The following is a 15666-nucleotide window of genomic DNA, read 5'->3' as shown; positions in this document are numbered from 1 at the left end:
CCTCGCTCGGGGGTCGATTCCTTGCTCGCGGTCAGTCGCCGACGACGGCTACCGCACGGGCCCACCCCGCGCCGGCGCGGGCGATCTTGACGGGGAGGCACACCACCTGGAAGCCGGTCGGCCCCGGCAGCGCGTCCAGATTCGCCAGCCGCTCGATCTGGCAGTACTCGCGGTCCCGGCCGGCGAAGTGGGCGGGCCAGAGGACGGACCGGTCGCCGGTGCGGCGGTACCGGGTGATGATGTCGCCGAACGGCGCGTCCAGGCTGAACGCGTCCGTGCCGATCACCCGGACGCCGAGGTCCAGCAGCAGATGCACCGCCGGGCCGTCCAGGCCGGTGAACTCGGTGAAGTACTCACGGGTGCCGGCCCGGCGGTCGGCGCCGGTGTGCAGCAGCACGATGTCGTACGGCTGCGGCGTGTGTCCGATCCGCTCGAACTCGCGCCGGAGGTCGTCGACGCCCGCCGTGCCGGTGCCGTGCCCCGTCAGATCGAGCACGACACCGGGCCGGACGAACCAGTCCAGCGGCATCTGGTCGATGTGCCGGGGGGTGCCGTCGCCGTAGCCGGCCCGCGAGCCGTAGTGCGACGGCGCGTCCACGTGCGTGCCGGTGTGTGTGGTCAGCGTCAGCGTGTCCAGCGAGAGGAACTCGCCGTCGGGCAGTTCGTCCGGGTCGAAGTCGATGCCCAGGTGGGTCCGCATCTCCGCGCTCATGTGCAGTGCGCCCGCGCGCGGGTCGAGCACCTCGTGCCGGACCGGATCCGGTTCGAACCCCGACGCGTCCACCGGTGACGACAGATCGATGAGCCGCACGATCACCTCCGTTTGCCCGTACCGCCACGATGGTCGGCGTGCCGGCTCGAAAAGCATTGGAGCTTCACTCGTCGCCGCCCGGTAGCGGATTTCGAGTGGGGCTGGATTCCGAGCGCCGACCATCGCAGGGAGATCGGCGAACCTGCGACGACGGAGTGCGCGATGGTGATGGAGACCGCAAGCCGGCCCTGGGCCGGGGACCTCGACCAGCCGGTGACCGCCCCGGGCGCCGAGCTGCTCCGACTGATCTCCGCGCATCTGCCGCAGATCAGCGCCGGCGCGGCCGCGCACGACCGGGCCGGTACGTTCCCGGCGGAGGCGTTCGAGAACCTGCGCAAGGACGGGGTGCTCGGGGCGACGGTGCCGCGCGAGCTGGGCGGGCTCGGCGTCACCAGCCTGCACGACGTGGCACTGACGCTGCGGCGGGTCGGCGCGGCCGACGGCTCCGCCGCGCTGGCGCTGCACATGCAGCTCAGCCGGGCCCTGACCCTGACGTACGAATGGCAGCACGGCGCCCCGGCGGCCGCCGCTCTGGCCGAGCGGATGCTGCGGGCGATGGGCTCCGGTGAGGCGGTGGTCTGCACCACGGTCAAGGACGCGGTGGCGCACCGGGTGGTCAGCCGGCTGACCCCGGGCGAGCCGGGCGAGTGGGTGCTCAACGGCCGCAAGATGCTGGCGACCATGGCGCCGATCGCGACCACCTTCGTCATCTCGGCCCGCACCAAGGTGCCGGGGGCGCAGCCGGAGCAGGTCGCTGTGGTCCTCGACCGGAACACCCCGGGGCTGTCCGTGTGCGACGACTGGGACGGGCTCGGCATGCGCGCCTCGGGCAGCGTGGACATCGTGATGCAGGACTGCGTGGTGCCGGAGCGCGACGTCTTCTTCCGCGGCCCGGTCGGCGACCGGGACGACGCCGCGCTTGCCGGTCAGACGGTCAGCTCGATCACCATGCTCGGCATCTACCTCGGTATCGCCGGCGCGGCCCGGGACCTGGCCGTGGCGACGGTCCGGCAGCGGGGTTCCGGGCAGGCCGGCGCCCGCACCCTGATCGTCGAGGTCGACGCGAAGCTGCAGGCGATGCGGGCGACCACGGCCCTGGCCCTGGCGGAGGCCGACGCGCCGCCCGCCGGGGAGCCGGCCGTGCGGGGCCGGCGGCTCATGACCTCGTTCCAGCGCGCGAAGCTCGTGGTCAACCGGCTCGCCCCGGAGATCGTCGGCGACTGCATGACGCTTGTCGGAGGAGCGTCGTTCGTGGCCGGTCACCCGCTGGCCCGGCTGGCCCGGGACGCCCGCGCCGGCTCCTTCATGCACCCCTTCACGTACGCCGACGGCGTCGACTTCCTGAGCCGCACCGCGCTCGAGGACTGACGAGGAGACTTCGACATGCAGGTACGCGAGTTGTCGGTATCCGGCGCCTACGAGTTCGTCCCGGACGTGTTCCCGGACGATCGCGGTCTGTTCGTGTCGCCCTTCCAGCAGCAGGGCTTCCGCTCCGTGACCGGGCATCCGGCGCTGCCGGTGGCGCAGACCAACCACAGCCGGTCGCGGCGTGGCGTGGTGCGCGGGGTGCACTTCACCACCACACCGCCCGGCACGGCCAAGTACGTCTACTGCCCGCGCGGCCGCTCGATGGACATCGTGGTCGACATCCGGGTGGGCTCGCCCACCTACGGCCAGTGGGACGCGGTCCTGCTGGACCAGGAGGACTTCCGCGCGCTCTACCTGCCGGTCGGGGTGGGGCACGCGTTCGTCGCCCTCGAGGACGAGACCGTCATGTCCTACCTGCTCACCAACCCGTACGTGCCGGAGTACGAGCAGTCGATCGCGGCGCTCGATCCGGCGCTCGGCCTGCCCGTGCCCACCGACATCGAGCCGGTGCAGTCCGAGCGCGACCGCGCCGCCATGACGTTGGAGCAGGCGCGCCGCGCCGGCCTGCTGCCGGACTACGAGACCTGCCGGCGGGCGGAGAAGGCGGTGTGGGAAGCGTGAGCCGGGTCGCGGTCATGGGTGCGAGCGGCTGCGTGGGCCGGCAGGTGTGCGCGGCGTTCGCCCACGCGGGCCACCCGGTCGTCGCGGTCTCCCGCCGGCCGGCGTCGCACCTGGCGGCGTACCGGTTCCGGTCCCTGGACCTGGCGTCCGTGCCCCCGGAGCGGCTCGCCCGCGTACTCGACGAGGAGCGGTGCGACGTCGTCGTCAACGTGACCGGGGGCTGGGGGAGTACGCCGGAGGCGATGCGGCACGACCACATCGGCCTGACCGGCCGGCTGGTGCGCGCGGTCGCGGCCGCGGGCCGCGGGCCGCGGCTGGTGCACCTCGGCACGATCCACGAGTACGGCCCGGTGCCCGACGGCGCGGTGATCGACGAGTCGGTCCCGCCGGCCCCGGTGACCGAGTACGCGCGCACGAAGCTCGCCGGCTCGCGATCGGTGCTCGACGCCACCGCGCGCGGCGAGATCGACGGCGTGGTGCTGCGGGCGGTGAACCTGTGCGGTCCGTACCCGGCCGAGCCGAGCTTCCCGGGCTTCCTGCTGCGCCGGCTCCGGGCCGCTGCCGCCGGTGACGACGTGCTGGAACTGACCGTCGCCTCCGCCCACCGGGACTATCTGGACGTGCGCGACGCGGCGGACGCGATCCGGCGCGCGGCGACCACCGACGCGGCGGTGACCGGTCAGGTGGTCAACATCGGACGGGGCGAGGCGGTGCCCATGCGCGAGCTGGTGCGGATGGCGGTCGCCGCGGCCGGCATCCCGTCGGCCCGGGTCCGCCTGGTCGCGCAGCCGGTCGACAGCAAGGGCGGCGACTGGACGCTGGCCGGCATCCGGCGGGCCGAACAGCTGATCAAGTGGCGGCCGCGCATCGGCCTGGCCGCATCGTTGAGCGCTATGTGGGGATCGGAGTCCACGTGACCGAGCACCGCCTGCTGCCGTACCGCGACGAACTGATGCCGGCCCGGATCGCCGACTCGTCGCTGACGCCCGCCGGGGATCCGGGGGAGGCCGCCCGGCTCCGGCAGTGGCTGGCCGAGCTGGGCGAGCGGTCCTTCACCAGGGCGCGGCGCATCCCGCTGGAGGAGATGACCGGCTGGCACACCGACCCGGCGACCGGCGACCTGCGGCACGACAGCGGCAAGTTCTTCACGGTCGAGGGCCTGGACGTGCACATGCCGGACGGGCCGGTGACCCGGTGGAGCCAGCCGATCATCAATCAGCCGGAGGTGGGCATCCTCGGCATCCTCGCGAAGGAGATCGACGGGGTGCTGCGCTTCCTAATCCAGGCGAAGGCGGAGCCCGGCAACTGCAACGGGCTCCAGCTCGCGCCGACGGTCCAGGCGACCCGCAGCAACTACACCCGGGTGCACGGCGGCAAGGCGGTGCCGTACCTGGAGTACTTCCAGCGCAGCGGCGGGCACCGGGTGATCGCCGACGTCCGGCAGTCCGAGCAGGGATCGTGGTTCCAGCACAAGCGCAACCGCAACATGGTCGTCGAGGTGACCGGCGACGTGCCGGTGCTGGACGGGTTCCGCTGGATGACGCTGGGGGAGATCCACCGGTCCTTCCGGGTGGACAACATGGTGACCATGGACGCCCGTACGGTGCTCTCCTGCCTGCCGTTCGCCGCCCCCGGGCTGGCGGACCGGCAGACCGGCCCGCGCGACGACTTCCGGTCGGCGCTGCTGCGCTCGTGCCGTCCCGAGAAGGGGAGCCTGCACACCACGGGTGAGATCCTCAGCTGGATCACCGAGAGCCGTACCGGCCGGGACGTCTGGACCCGGCGGATCCCGTTGCGGCAGGTGCGGTCCTGGCAGCGCGTGGACGGGCGGATCTCGCACGTCAACGGGCTCTACTTCGACGTGATCGGGCTGGACGTGGTGGCCGCCGGCCGGGAGGTCGCCCACTGGCGCCAGCCCGCCATCGAGCCGCACGGCGTGGGTGTGGTGGCTTTCCTGGCCCGGGTGTTCGACGGGGTGCTGCACGTCCTCGTCAACGCCCGCGCCGAACCCGGCTTCGTGGACGCCGTCGAGCTCGCACCGACGGTGCAGTGCATCCCGCAGAACTTCGACCCGCTGCCGCCGGACCGGCGTCCCCGGTTCCTCGACGACGTGCTGGCCGCGCGGTCCGACCGGATCCGGTTCGACACCGAACTGTCCGAGGAGGGCGGCCGGTTCCACCGCGCCCGCAACCGGTATCTGGTGGTCGAGACCGACGTGGACGCCGCCGGAGACCTGCCGGACTTCCGCTGGATGACCCTGCACCAACTGGTCGACCTGCTGCGGCACAGCCACTACCTCAACGTCCAGGCACGCAGCCTGGTGGCCTGCCTGCACAGCCTGACCTCGGCCTGACGACTGCGACCTCCGGCGCCGTCGGGCGCCGGAGGTCGCAGGGGTACGGGGGTCAGAGCTGGGCGATAGTCTTGCGGATCAGCTCCATGACGCGGTCCTGCACGTCGGCCGGGAGCGAGGGGTACATCGGCAGCGAGAAGATCTCCCGGGCCGCCGCCTCGGTGTGCGGCAGGCTGCCCTCGGGCCGGCCGAGATGCGCGAAGCCGGTCATGGTGTGCACCGGCCACGGATAGCTGATGTTGAGGTGGACGTCGTGCTTGCGCAGCTCCGCCAGGATCGTGTCCCGCGCCGGATGCCGGACCACGTACACGTAGTAGACGTGGTCGTTGCCGGGAGCGGTGGTCGGCAGCACCAGGCCGCTGTCGGCCAGGCCCTCGGCGTACCGGTCCGCCACGGCCCGCCGGCCGGCGACGTAGTCGTCCAGGCGCCGCAGCTTGCGCCGCAGGATCTCGGCCTGCACCTCGTCGAGCCGCGAGTTGTGCCCCGGCGTCTGGACGACGTAGTACCGCTCCTCCATGCCGTAGTAACGCAACCGGCGCAGTGCGCGCTGTACCGACTCGTCGTCGGTGACCACCGCGCCCCCGTCGCCGTACGCGCCGAGCACCTTGGTGGGGTAGAAGGAGAAGGCGGCGGCGTCGCCCATGGTGCCGGCCAGCCGGCCGTGGTAGCGGGCGCCGTGTGCCTGCGCGCAGTCCTCCAGTACGGCCAGGCCGTGCCGGCTCGCCAGCCGCCGCAGGGGCGCCATGTCCACGCACTGGCCGTAGAGGTGGACCGGAAGCAGGCAGCGGGTCCGCTCGGTGACGGCCGCGGCCACCTGTTCGGTGTCCATCAGGTACGTGACGGGATCGATGTCGACGAACACCGGCGTCGCGCCGGCGCCGTCGATCGCCACCACTGTCGGCGCCGCGGTGTTGGACACCGTGATGACCTCGTCGCCGGGCCCGACGCCGAGCGCCTGAAGGCCGAGCTTGACCGCGTTGGTGCCGTTGTCGACGCCCGTGCAGTGCGCGACACCGTGGTACGCGGCGAACTCCTCCTCGAACCCGCGCACGCTCTGCCCGAGCACCAGCTGGCCGGACCGGAACACCGAGTCGACGGCGGCCAGGAGATCGTCGCGCTCCCTCTCGTACTCCGCGAGGTAGTCCCAGACGTAGGTGGTCATGTCGTGGTGGTGTCCCTTCTCAGACGCCGGCCAGCCGGCCGTTCACGTACTCCAGGACCTCCGCCGGGGTCCGCAGCCGGTCGACCGCCTCGTCCGGGATGGTGACGTGCAGGCCGTCCTGGATGCGCGTGACGATCTCGTAGAGGGCCAGCGAGTCGAAACCGAGATCGTCGAAACGGTCGTGCAGCGTCGCCTCGGTGACGGCGGCGGTGTCCTCGCCCCCGAGGCACTCCTCGATGATCGCCCGCAGGTCCTCGATGGTGAATTGGCGCATGCTCCGAGGCTGGTGGGGTTGGCTCGAGCGACGGTCGAAGCCGGGTCTGGCGACACTCGGACGGTTCCTCGACTACTCCTTGAGGCCGTTATGTGACCGTGTCCAAGTGATCTCACCACTGCGGACGCCGAGCATGCGACACGCCAGGCTTTCGGCGGTCGGCGCATACCGGCCGCGCCGGGTGGTGTCGAACGCGGAGATCTGCACGCGCATCGACTCCACCGAGGAGTGGATCGAGAGCCGATCCGGTATCCGGAGCCGGCGCTTCGCGGCACCGGACGAGACGCTGCCGGCGATGGCGGAGGCGGCTGCCGGCGCCGCGCTGACCGAGGCGGGCGTCGCGCCGGAGCGCATCGGTGCGGTGGTGCTGGCCAGCATGTCCAACCTCGTGCAGACCCCGCCGCTGGCGGCGACGGTCGCGCACCGGGTGGGCGCCGTGGCGGCGGGCGCGTTCGACCTGTCGGGGGCGTGCGCGGGGTTCTGCCACGCGCTCGCGGTGGCCGGGGACATGGTCCGTGCGGGGAGTGCGGAGCACGTCCTGGTGGTCGCGGTGGAGCGGATGACCGACATCGTGGATCCGGCGGACCGGTCGATCGCGTTCCTCTTCGCCGACGGGGCGGGGGCCGTGATGGTCGGGCCGTCCGACCGTCCGGGCCTGGGCCCGGTGGTGCGTGGCGCGCACGGTGACATGGCCGCGGCGCTGCGGATGACCGGTTCGTGGGCGGACTTCCGGGCCGATCCGAGTGGTCTCCCGCCCGTCATGCGGATGGACGGCCGGCGGATCTTCCGCTGGGCGGTCGACGAGGTCGCACCGGCGGCGCAGCGGGCACTGGATCTGGCCGGCGTCCGACCGGAGAATCTGGCCGCCTTCGTCCCGCACCAGGCGAACACACGGATCATCGACCTCATGGTGCAGCGGCTCGAGCTGCCGGACTCCGTGGCGGTGGCGCGCGACCTGGTCACCGCGGGCAACACCTCGGCGGCGTCCATCCCGCTCGCCCTGCACGGCCTGCGCGATGCCGGCGCGGCCCGTTCCGGCGAACCGGCGCTGCTCGTCGGCTTCGGTGCCGGTCTGACCTACGCCGCCCAGGTGGTCCTGCTGCCATGAGCGGTCCGGATACCGACGGCGGCACCGGGACGCATCGGCGGTTCCCGGTCGACGGGCCGTACCTGGTGGGCCGGGAGCAGGTGCGCGTGTTCGCCGCGGCCCTCGGTGAGCGGGATCCGGTCTGCCACGATCTCACGGCGGCACGCCGGCGGGGGTTCCCCGATCTCGTGGCACCGCCGAGCTTCGCCGCCGTGCTCACGCTGCCGGCGGACCTGTTGGTGCTGGGCGGGCTGGCGCCCGCCGTGGATCCGGACCACGTGGTGCACGCGGGTCAGGACTTCCGTCACCACCGGCCGATCGTGGCCGGTGACCTGCTGCGCGTCGTGGTACGGCTGACCGGCGTGCGGCGCGTGCGGGGAAGCCGGGTCGCGACCACCCGCGCGGTGGTCGTCGACAGCGCCTCCGAGGTCATTACCACATCTACGGCTACCTATGTACTGCGACATTAACACGCGGAGTTCGGCAGGTCGTGAATGCACAGCGATATCTCAGGTTCCGGGGCGTTTCCGCAGCGTCTCGGGGGTCCAATTGACAGGACTGGTTGCGCAGCGGTGAATACCCTGTCGCGGTCTGTGTTCAACTGGTAGGGTCGATCGGGACCGATGTATGTTTCCCAACTGGACTGTGGGGGGTTCAGCAAGTGGTCAAGCATGTCGTCGAATTCGGTGTTCTCGGTTCGCTGTCATTCTGTGTTAATGGCGGCTTGAATCACGCGCCGACTGCACCGAAATTGCGGCGGGTCCTCGCCATGTTGCTGGTCTACTCCGGGCAGGTGGTGCCGGTCTCCTCGCTGATCCGCGAGTTGTGGGACCATCAGCCGCCGGTGAGCGGGCTCACCACCCTGCAGACCTACATCCTGAACCTGCGCAAGCTCTTCGCCGCGGCAACCGGCATGCCCTCCGGGCAGGTCTCCCGCAGCGTCCTGGTCACCAAGGCAGGCGGCTACCTCCTGCAGGCCGACGCCGGCCAGCTCGACGTCCATCGCTATCACGACCTGGTCAAGGAGGGGCGCGAGGCGCTGAGCGCGGGAGACGACAGGTCCGGTGTCCGGCGGATGACCGACGCGCTGCGGCTCTGGCGTGGCCCGGCCCTGGTGGACGTGCCGGCCGGGCCGGTGCTGGAGTCCAAGCGGCGGCAGTTCGAGGAGTCCCGGCTGGTGGTGCTGGAGTACCTCGTGGACGCCGAACTGCGGCTGGGCATGTACCGCGAGGTGCTCACCGAACTGGCCGCGCTGACGGTGGAGAACCCCCTGCACGAGGGCATGCACGCCCAGTACATGCGGGCGCTCTACCTCAGTGGACGACGGGCTCAGGCGCTGGAGGTCTTCCACCGGCTGCGCAGCGACCTGGTGAACGAATTGGGCCTGGAGCCGGGGCCGCAGATCCAGCGTCTGCACCAGGCGGTGCTCAATGCTGATGACATGGGTGACGACCACCTTTCCGCAGGTCGTCCGCTCGGTGACATCATTCGGACCTCGGGGCTGGGCAACGCCCGGTCCTATTGATCTCCGGCACTTCAGTGATCCTCTAAGGGAATTATTCCGGAGATTGCTAGCGTTTTTTCGTGACTCATTTCCGAGAAGCGGTGGAAACGGTCCGGAAAAGGGCCGAGATCGGGCGCCGACTGCAGATCGTGCACGGAGTCCAATGGTTGTACGCGACCTCCGGCGCGCCGTGCGCCGAGGCATTACGGGGATTCGGTGACGTGACCGGGGCGGTCGACCGGATACGGCGCTCGGGGGCCGTCGTCGCGGCTCGCGGCGGTGGCTGGGTGTCCGCGCGGCACGACGTCGCCGTCGCGGCGCTTGCCCATCCGCTGCTCGAGCCGCCCCACGCCGGACGACCGTACGCGCCGCAGCGTCCCGTGCCGCTGCCCGCGGCCCTGCTGCACGCGGAGCCACCCTCCGGTGTCGACTCGGCGGAGCTCGCCGCCTCCGTCGCGGCGGCGGTGGTGGCCGAGCTGCCCGCCGAGGTGGACCTCGTGCCCGCGCTCGCGGCACGCCTGCCGGCCGCGCTGCTCTCGGACGTGCTCGCGGTGCCCGAGGCGGAACTGCGTCCCCCGGCCGAGGCCACCGGCCCGCTCGCCGACGCGGTGCTCTGCGCGCAGACGCTCGCCGCCACCACCGCGATGCTGGACGCCGCCGCCGAGCTGGACCGGCGGCTGGACGATCCGGGCCGGCTGCTCGTCGCCACCCTCGGGGCGACCCTCTCGTCGACGCTGCTCGGCAACGCCCTGAACCGGGTGCTGGAGCACCCCGCTGAGTGGGACCGGTTCGGCGAATGCCCCGGGCATGCCGCGCACGTCGTCGCCGAGACGCTGCGCCTCGATCCACCTGTGGACGCGTATCCGCTGGTCGCCGGCGCGGACCTGGAACTCGCCGGCCAGACCGTCCGGGCCGGGGAGCAGGTCGTCCTGCTGCTGGCCGGCGCCGGCCGGGATCCGGACCGGTACGAGCGGCCGGAGGAGTTCCGGCCGCACTCCGGGGCTGTCGCCCCCGTGCCGGGAGCCCCGTTCGCGCGTCTGCTGCCGATGGCCCGCGCCGTCTCCGTGGCCGCGCTCACCGCACTGACCGGCCGGTTCGCCCGGGCGGAGCGGACCGGGAACGCGGTGCGCGCCTACCGGGCGCCGGTGACCCGGCGGCTGCTGAGCCTGCCCGCCCGCCTGGTCAGCCGGGAGGAGGTCGCGTGAGGGTCCTGTTCACCACGCTGGCCCACCGTACGCACTTCTACCCGTTGGTGCCGCTGGCCTGGGCGTTGCGCGCCGCCGGGCACGAGGTCCGGATCGCCAGCGAGCCCGCTCTGACCGACGACATCACCCGTACCGGCCTGACCGCCGTACCGATCGAGGCGCCGGAGTGGAGCGTCACCGACCCGTGCGACCTCGCCCTGCTCCGCGAGTTCCACGAGGAGGGCTTCGTCTTCGTCCGCGACTTCGACTTCGCCGGCGCCGACCCGGCCCGGTGGACGTGGCCGAACCTGCTCGCCCTCCAGCACGTCATGGTGCCGTCGCACGACGCGGTGATGAACAACGACGGGATGCTGGACCAGCTCACCGCCTTCGCCCGGCACTGGCGTCCGGACCTGGTCGTCTGGGAGACGTACACGATCGGCGGAGGCGTCGTGGCCCGGGCGGCCGGCGCCGCGCACGCCCGCTTCGTCGCCGGGCCCGACGTGACCATGCGGGTACGCCGCGAGTTCCGCCGGCTGCGCGACGAGCAGCACCCGGCACACCGGGAGGACCCGGCCGCGGAGTGGCTGGCGTGGAGCCTGGATCGGCTCGGCGCCGACGGCGACTTCACCGAGGATCTGCTGACCGGCCAGTGGACGATCGACTCCACCGCGCCGAGCGTCCGGCTGCACCCGGGACACCGCACCGTCGGCGTCCGGTACGTGGCGCACAACGGACCCGCGGTCGTGCCCGGCTGGCTGCGTGAGCCGCCCGCCCGGCCCCGGGTCTGCCTCACCTTCGGCGTCTCCGAGTGGGTCGCCGACTTCCTCCGCGGCGAGGTGCTCACCGATCTGCTGGCCGCGCTCGCCGACCTGGACGTCGAGGTGGTGGCCACGGTCACCGACGCGCAGCGCGCCACCGTGACCGACGTGCCCGCCAACGCCCGCCTGATCGACTTCGTGCCGCTCAACGACCTGCTCCCGACCTGTGCCGTGGTGGTGCACCACGGCGGGATCGGCACCAAGGCCAACGCCGAGCTGCACGGCATCCCGCAGGTCATCCTCGGCTTCGGCATGGACACCGAGGTGATGGGCGCCGGGCTGGAACGGCTCGGCACCGGGCTGACCATGCCGATGGCCGAACTGACCGGGGCGGCGCTGCGCGAGCGCGTGGCGCGGCTGCTGACCGAGCCGTCGTTCCGGACGGCCGCCGGGCGGCTGCGCGACGAGATGCTCGCCCAGCCCGCGCCGAACGACCTCGTTCCCGTGCTGGAACGGCTCACCGAGGAGAACCGGGGGCGGTACCGATGAGAGTCCTGTTCACCACGTTCGCCGCCAAGGCGCACCTCTACACGCAGGTTCCGCTGGCCTGGGCGCTGCACACCGCCGGCCACGAGGTGTGCGTCGCCAGCCAGCCGGACCTCACCGCCGACATCGTCGGGGCGGGCCTCACCGCGGCGCCCGTGGGCGAGGTGTTCGACCTGGAGGGCGGGATGCGCGAGCTCGACGGCATCCTCGGTGACGTGATGTCCGGCCGGATGACGCCCGCCGACGTCGGGCTGGACATGTCGGAGGACCGGCCGGAGCGGCTCACGCGGGAGTACGTGCTGCACGTCTTCAGCGCGATGACCGCCGTGACGTTCCAGGAACACGCGCAGCGCGCGATGCTCGACGACCTGGTCGCGTTCGGCCGGCACTGGCGGCCCGACCTGGTGCTCTGGGATCCGCTCACGTTCGCCGGCCCGGTCGTGGCCCGGGCCTGCGGCGCCGCGCACGCCCGGATCCTGTTCGGCCCCGACCTGGTCGGCCGGATGCGGGCCACCTTCAACCGGCTCGGCGAGCAGCAGCCGCCCGAGCTGCGCGACGACCCGCTGGGCGAGTGGCTGGGCTGGACCCTCAGCCGGTACGGCGCCGGCGACTTCACCGAGGACATGGTGCTCGGCCACTGGACAATCGATCCGCTGCCGGCCTCGCTGCGCCTGGACGTCGACGCCCACTACGTGCCGATGCGTTACGTGCCCTACAACGGTCCGGCGGTGATCCCGGAATGGCTGCGGGAACCGCCGAAACGGCCCCGGATCTGCCTGACGCTCGGCGCCTCGTTCCGGGAGACCGCCCTCGGCGATCAGACCTCGCCGGTGGAGCTGCTGACCGCGCTCGCCGGACTGGACGTCGAGGTGGTGGCGACGCTCGACGAGCACCAGCTCGATCCCGAGACGCCGCTGCCCCCGAACGTCCGGGTGGTCGACTTCGTGCCGCTGAACGCCCTGCTGCCCAGTTGTGCGGCGGTGGTGCACCACAGTGGATCCGGCACCTACGCGACCGCGCTGGCGCACGGCGTGCCGCAGCTCATCGTGCCGAACCTGATGTGGGACAGCATGGCCAAGGCACGCGCCGTCGAGGCGGCGGGCGCCGGCCTCTACCTCCGCGACCCGGGCCGGGTCACGGCAGGAGACCTGCGTGACCACGTCGAGCGCCTGCTGAGCGAGCCGTCGTTCGCCGCCGGCGCGGCCCGGCTGCGTACCGAGTTGCGCGGCATGCCCACCCCGAACGCCCTCGTCGGGGCCCTGGAGAACCTGACCGAGGAACACCGCGGGAGCCGATGATGCGTGTCCTGTTCACCACGTTCGCCGCCAAGACCCACATGTTCGCCCAGGTGCCGCTGGCGTGGGCGCTGCACAACGCCGGCCACGAGGTCTACCTGGCCAGCCAGCCGGACCTCTGCGACCTGATCACCACCACCGGGCTGACCGCCGTGCCGGTGGGCGCCCCGCTCAACCTCGAGGAACAGATCGAGGTGGTCAACGACAACGTCGGCGACGACGCCAACCGCACGCAGGACGAGGCCGAGGTGGGTCTCGACATGAGCGAGGAGGATCCGGCCGAGCTGACCTGGGACCACACGCTCAAGGTCTTCACCGCCATGACCTCGATGGTGTTCCAGAACGAGTGCCCGGAGTCGATGATGGACGACCTGGTCGCGCTGGCCCGCGACTGGCAGCCGGACCTGGTGGTGTGGGACACCATGACCTTCGCGGGCGCGGTGGCGGCCCGGGCGAGCGGCGCCGCGCACGCCCGGCTGCTGTACGGCCTGGACATCGTCGGCAACATGCGGGCCGCGTTCACCGGTCACCTGGCCCGGCGGCCGCCGGCGCTGCGCGACGATCCGATGGCCGAGTGGCTGGGCTTCAGCCTGGAGCGCTACGGCTGCGACGGCTTCGCCGAGGACATGGTCGTCGGGGACTTCACCATCGACCAGTTCCCGCCGTCGCTGCGATTCCCGCTCGGCCTGCACACCGTTCCGGTGCGGTACGTGCCGTACAACGGCCGCGCGGTGGCGCCGGGCTGGCTGCACGAGCGGAGCCGGCCGAAGCGGGTCTGCGTCACGCTGGGTCTGTCGCACCGCGACGAGCGCGGCGGCGACCGGGCCGCCATCGGCGATCTGCTGGCCGCGCTCGCCGATCTCGACGTCGAGGTGGTCGCCACGCTGAACGCCGCGCAGACCCGCGCGCTGTCCGCGGTGCCGGACAACGTGCGGATCGTCGACTTCGTGCCGCTGGACGTGCTGCTGCCGACCTGCGACGCGGTCGTGCACCACGGCGGCTCCGGCACGCTGACCACGGCGATGCGTCACGGCGTGCCGCAGCTCATCGTCCCGCACATGGTCTGGGACTCGATCAACACGGCGCGCCGCCTGGAGGCCCGCGGCGCGGGGCTGTACGTCCGGGACATCGACCGGCTCTCCGGCGGTGAACTGCCGGCCGCCCTGAGCCGCCTGCTCGGCGAGCCGTCCTTCGCGGCCGAGGCGGACCGGCTGCGCCGGGAGATCGCCGGTACGCCCAGCCCCAACCACATCGTGCCCGTGCTGGAGGAACTCGCCGGCGAGTACCGGAGGTCGTCCCGATGAGAGTCCTGTTCACCACGTTCGCCGCCAAGGTGCACATGTACTCCCAGGTGCCGCTGGCCTGGGCGCTGCACACCGCCGGCCACGAGGTCCGGATCGCCAGCCAGCCCGACCTCGCCGACGACATCACCCACACCGGCCTCACCGCGGTGCCGGTGGGGCCGGCGCTCAACCTCGAGGAGGGGATGCGGCAGACCGAGGAGGGCCTCGCCGGGGAGGAGCCGCCGGAGGCCGAGGACGACGGCGGCGGCCTGGACCTCACCGAGACCCGCGCCGAGCTGCTCACCCCGGACTACCTGCTCGGCACGTTCACGGCGATGACCGCGGTGGTGTTCCAGAACCAGTGCCCCGACCCGATGGTCGACGACCTGGTGCGGTTCGCCCGGGATTGGCGGCCCGACCTCGTGGTCTGGGACACCATGACGTTCGCCGGGCCGGTGGCCGCGCGTGCCGTCGGGGCGGCGCACTGCCGGCTGCTGTTCGGCCTGGATCACGTCGCGCGGATGCGGGAGCTGTTCACCGAGCACCTCGGCCGGCTGCCGCGGGAGCGGCGCGACGACCCGCTGGGGGAGTGGCTGGACCGCCTGCTCGACCGGTACGGGATCACGGGCGGCTTCGCCGAGGAGATGGTGCTCGGTCAGTGGACCGTCGACCCGACCCCGGCCTGGATGCGGTTCCCGTCCCGGCGGCCGTACGTGCCGATGCGCTACGTCCCCTACAACGGGCCGTCGCGTGTCCCGGAGTGGCTGCGGGAACGGCCCAAGCGCCGCCGGGTGTGCCTGTCGCTGGGGCTGTCGCACCGCGAGGTGCAGGGTGGGGACGAGGTGTCCATCCGCGACCTGCTGGAGGCGCTCGCCGATCTCGACGTGGAGGTGGTCGCGACGCTCGACACCCGGCAGCTGGCGTCGATGCCGACACTGCCGGCGAACGTGCGGGCGGTCGACTTCGTACCGCTCAACGCGCTGTTGCCGACCTGCTCCGCGCTGATCAGTCACGGGGGCTCGGGGACCATGTCGACCGCGCTGGCACGCGGGGTGCCCCAGCTTGTCGTCCCCTCGAAGATCTGGGACTCGGCGGACAAGGCGCGCCGGCTCGCCGAGCAGGGGGCCGGCATCTGCCTCACCGAGGTCACCGCGAGCGCGGTCCGGGAGAGCGTGGTCGCGCTGCTGGAGCAGCCGTCGTACGCCGAGAACGCCGCCCGGCTGCGTCGTGAGGCGGTCGCCACGCCCAGCCCGGTCGAGGTGGTGCCGCTGCTCGAACGGCTCACCGCCGAGCACCGGCGACACCGTCCGGCCGTCAGGCCCTCTTGACGCCGACGAACAGCCCCCGTCCGGCGGCCGGAACTCGGCGGCGCAGCCGGCGTCCTCGATGGCGCACAGGTACTCGTCGAGCGTGAACA

Annotated in this window: 15 protein-coding genes; 12 read left to right on the top strand and 3 right to left on the bottom strand. The window is 72.3% G+C overall.

From position 1 onward, the window contains the following. Positions 1–31: 31 nt before the first annotated feature. Positions 32–811, bottom strand: coding sequence for a cyclase family protein (locus tag NMK34_RS18800; RefSeq protein WP_135240710.1), 780 nt, complete (start codon positions 809–811; stop codon positions 32–34). A 162-nt stretch (positions 812–973) separates the two neighbouring features. On the opposite strand from NMK34_RS18800, the gene NMK34_RS18795 reads away from it, so the two are divergent. The 4 genes from NMK34_RS18795 to NMK34_RS18780 are packed head-to-tail and all read left to right on the top strand — an operon-like array spanning position 974 to position 5153. After that, complete coding sequence (locus tag NMK34_RS18795) at positions 974–2179, top strand: acyl-CoA dehydrogenase family protein (protein WP_318334536.1); 1206 nt, start codon at positions 974–976, stop codon at positions 2177–2179. 15 nt (positions 2180–2194) lie between these two features. Beyond that, on the top strand, positions 2195–2800 hold the full coding sequence (locus NMK34_RS18790) for a dTDP-4-dehydrorhamnose 3,5-epimerase family protein (RefSeq protein WP_318334535.1): 606 nt from the start codon (positions 2195–2197) through the stop codon (positions 2798–2800). Further along, the gene (locus NMK34_RS18785; protein ID WP_318334534.1) at positions 2788–3717 is read left to right on the top strand and encodes an NAD-dependent epimerase/dehydratase; all 930 of its coding nucleotides are present in this window, start codon (positions 2788–2790) and stop codon (positions 3715–3717) included. The genes NMK34_RS18790 and NMK34_RS18785 overlap by 13 nt, the downstream gene beginning before the upstream one ends. Beyond that, the gene (locus tag NMK34_RS18780) at positions 3714–5153 is read left to right on the top strand and encodes an NDP-hexose 2,3-dehydratase family protein (RefSeq protein WP_318334533.1); all 1440 of its coding nucleotides are present in this window, start codon (positions 3714–3716) and stop codon (positions 5151–5153) included. Before NMK34_RS18785 ends, NMK34_RS18780 begins: the two co-directional genes overlap by 4 nt. Before the next feature lie 52 nt (positions 5154–5205). On the opposite strand, the gene NMK34_RS18775 is transcribed toward NMK34_RS18780, so the two are convergent. Together NMK34_RS18775 and NMK34_RS18770 are read right to left on the bottom strand one after the other, a co-directional pair. Then, the gene (locus NMK34_RS18775; protein ID WP_318334532.1) at positions 5206–6315 is read right to left on the bottom strand and encodes a DegT/DnrJ/EryC1/StrS family aminotransferase; all 1110 of its coding nucleotides are present in this window, start codon (positions 6313–6315) and stop codon (positions 5206–5208) included. Between the two features lie 19 nt (positions 6316–6334). Further along, positions 6335–6589, bottom strand: coding sequence for a phosphopantetheine-binding protein (locus tag NMK34_RS18770; protein ID WP_135240706.1), 255 nt, complete (start codon positions 6587–6589; stop codon positions 6335–6337). Positions 6590–6695: 106 nt separating this feature from the next. Here NMK34_RS18770 and NMK34_RS18765 point away from each other — a divergent pair, with 106 nt between their 5' ends. From NMK34_RS18765 to NMK34_RS18730, 8 genes are all read left to right on the top strand, one after another. Then, entirely contained in the window at positions 6696–7697 is a 1002-nt protein-coding gene (locus NMK34_RS18765; protein ID WP_318334531.1) for a beta-ketoacyl-ACP synthase 3, read from the top strand. After that, positions 7694–8146, top strand: a complete 453-nt coding sequence (locus tag NMK34_RS18760) for a MaoC family dehydratase N-terminal domain-containing protein (protein ID WP_318334530.1) — start codon at positions 7694–7696, stop codon at positions 8144–8146. Before NMK34_RS18765 ends, NMK34_RS18760 begins: the two co-directional genes overlap by 4 nt. 191 nt (positions 8147–8337) lie before the next feature. Beyond that, positions 8338–9201 carry an AfsR/SARP family transcriptional regulator gene (locus NMK34_RS18755; RefSeq protein WP_318334529.1) on the top strand — a complete coding sequence of 288 codons (864 nt, stop codon included), beginning with the start codon at positions 8338–8340 and terminating at the stop codon, positions 9199–9201. A 200-nt stretch (positions 9202–9401) separates the two neighbouring features. Next, positions 9402–10385: a cytochrome P450 gene (locus NMK34_RS18750; RefSeq protein ID WP_318334528.1), complete on the top strand. Its 984-nt coding sequence runs from the start codon at positions 9402–9404 to the stop codon at positions 10383–10385. Next, the gene (locus NMK34_RS18745; protein WP_318334527.1) at positions 10382–11674 is read left to right on the top strand and encodes an activator-dependent family glycosyltransferase; all 1293 of its coding nucleotides are present in this window, start codon (positions 10382–10384) and stop codon (positions 11672–11674) included. Before NMK34_RS18750 ends, NMK34_RS18745 begins: the two co-directional genes overlap by 4 nt. Beyond that, positions 11671–12969 (top strand): activator-dependent family glycosyltransferase, encoded by a 1299-nt coding sequence (locus NMK34_RS18740; RefSeq protein WP_318334526.1) that lies wholly within the window; start codon positions 11671–11673, stop codon positions 12967–12969. Before NMK34_RS18745 ends, NMK34_RS18740 begins: the two co-directional genes overlap by 4 nt. Beyond that, entirely contained in the window at positions 12969–14270 is a 1302-nt protein-coding gene (locus NMK34_RS18735; protein ID WP_318334525.1) for an activator-dependent family glycosyltransferase, read from the top strand. Before NMK34_RS18740 ends, NMK34_RS18735 begins: the two co-directional genes overlap by 1 nt. Beyond that, on the top strand, positions 14267–15577 hold the full coding sequence (locus NMK34_RS18730; protein ID WP_318334524.1) for an activator-dependent family glycosyltransferase: 1311 nt from the start codon (positions 14267–14269) through the stop codon (positions 15575–15577). The genes NMK34_RS18735 and NMK34_RS18730 overlap by 4 nt, the downstream gene beginning before the upstream one ends. Positions 15578–15666: the final 89 nt, after the last annotated feature.

It is taken from the genome of Micromonospora sp. BRA006-A, assembly GCF_033433935.1.
Taxonomy (GTDB): domain Bacteria; phylum Actinomycetota; class Actinomycetes; order Mycobacteriales; family Micromonosporaceae; genus Micromonospora; species Micromonospora aurantiaca.
The sequence above is the reverse complement of the archived record's forward strand: the minus strand, read 5'-3'. Positions and strand labels throughout refer to the sequence as shown.

Excerpts from the sequence above, each read along its gene's own strand:
- NMK34_RS18795 (WP_318334536.1), top strand. The coding sequence starts at position 974 with ATGGTGATGGAGACCGCAAGCCGGCCCTGGGCCGGGGACCTCGACCAG.
- NMK34_RS18790 (WP_318334535.1), top strand. The coding sequence starts at position 2,195 with ATGCAGGTACGCGAGTTGTCGGTATCCGGCGCCTACGAGTTCGTCCCG.
- NMK34_RS18775 (WP_318334532.1), bottom strand. The coding sequence starts at position 6,315 with ATGACCACCTACGTCTGGGACTACCTCGCGGAGTACGAGAGGGAGCGC.
- NMK34_RS18770 (WP_135240706.1), bottom strand. The coding sequence starts at position 6,589 with ATGCGCCAATTCACCATCGAGGACCTGCGGGCGATCATCGAGGAGTGC.
- NMK34_RS18760 (WP_318334530.1), top strand. The coding sequence starts at position 7,694 with ATGAGCGGTCCGGATACCGACGGCGGCACCGGGACGCATCGGCGGTTC.
- NMK34_RS18740 (WP_318334526.1), top strand. The coding sequence starts at position 11,671 with ATGAGAGTCCTGTTCACCACGTTCGCCGCCAAGGCGCACCTCTACACG.
- NMK34_RS18735 (WP_318334525.1), top strand. The coding sequence starts at position 12,969 with ATGCGTGTCCTGTTCACCACGTTCGCCGCCAAGACCCACATGTTCGCC.
- NMK34_RS18730 (WP_318334524.1), top strand. The coding sequence starts at position 14,267 with ATGAGAGTCCTGTTCACCACGTTCGCCGCCAAGGTGCACATGTACTCC.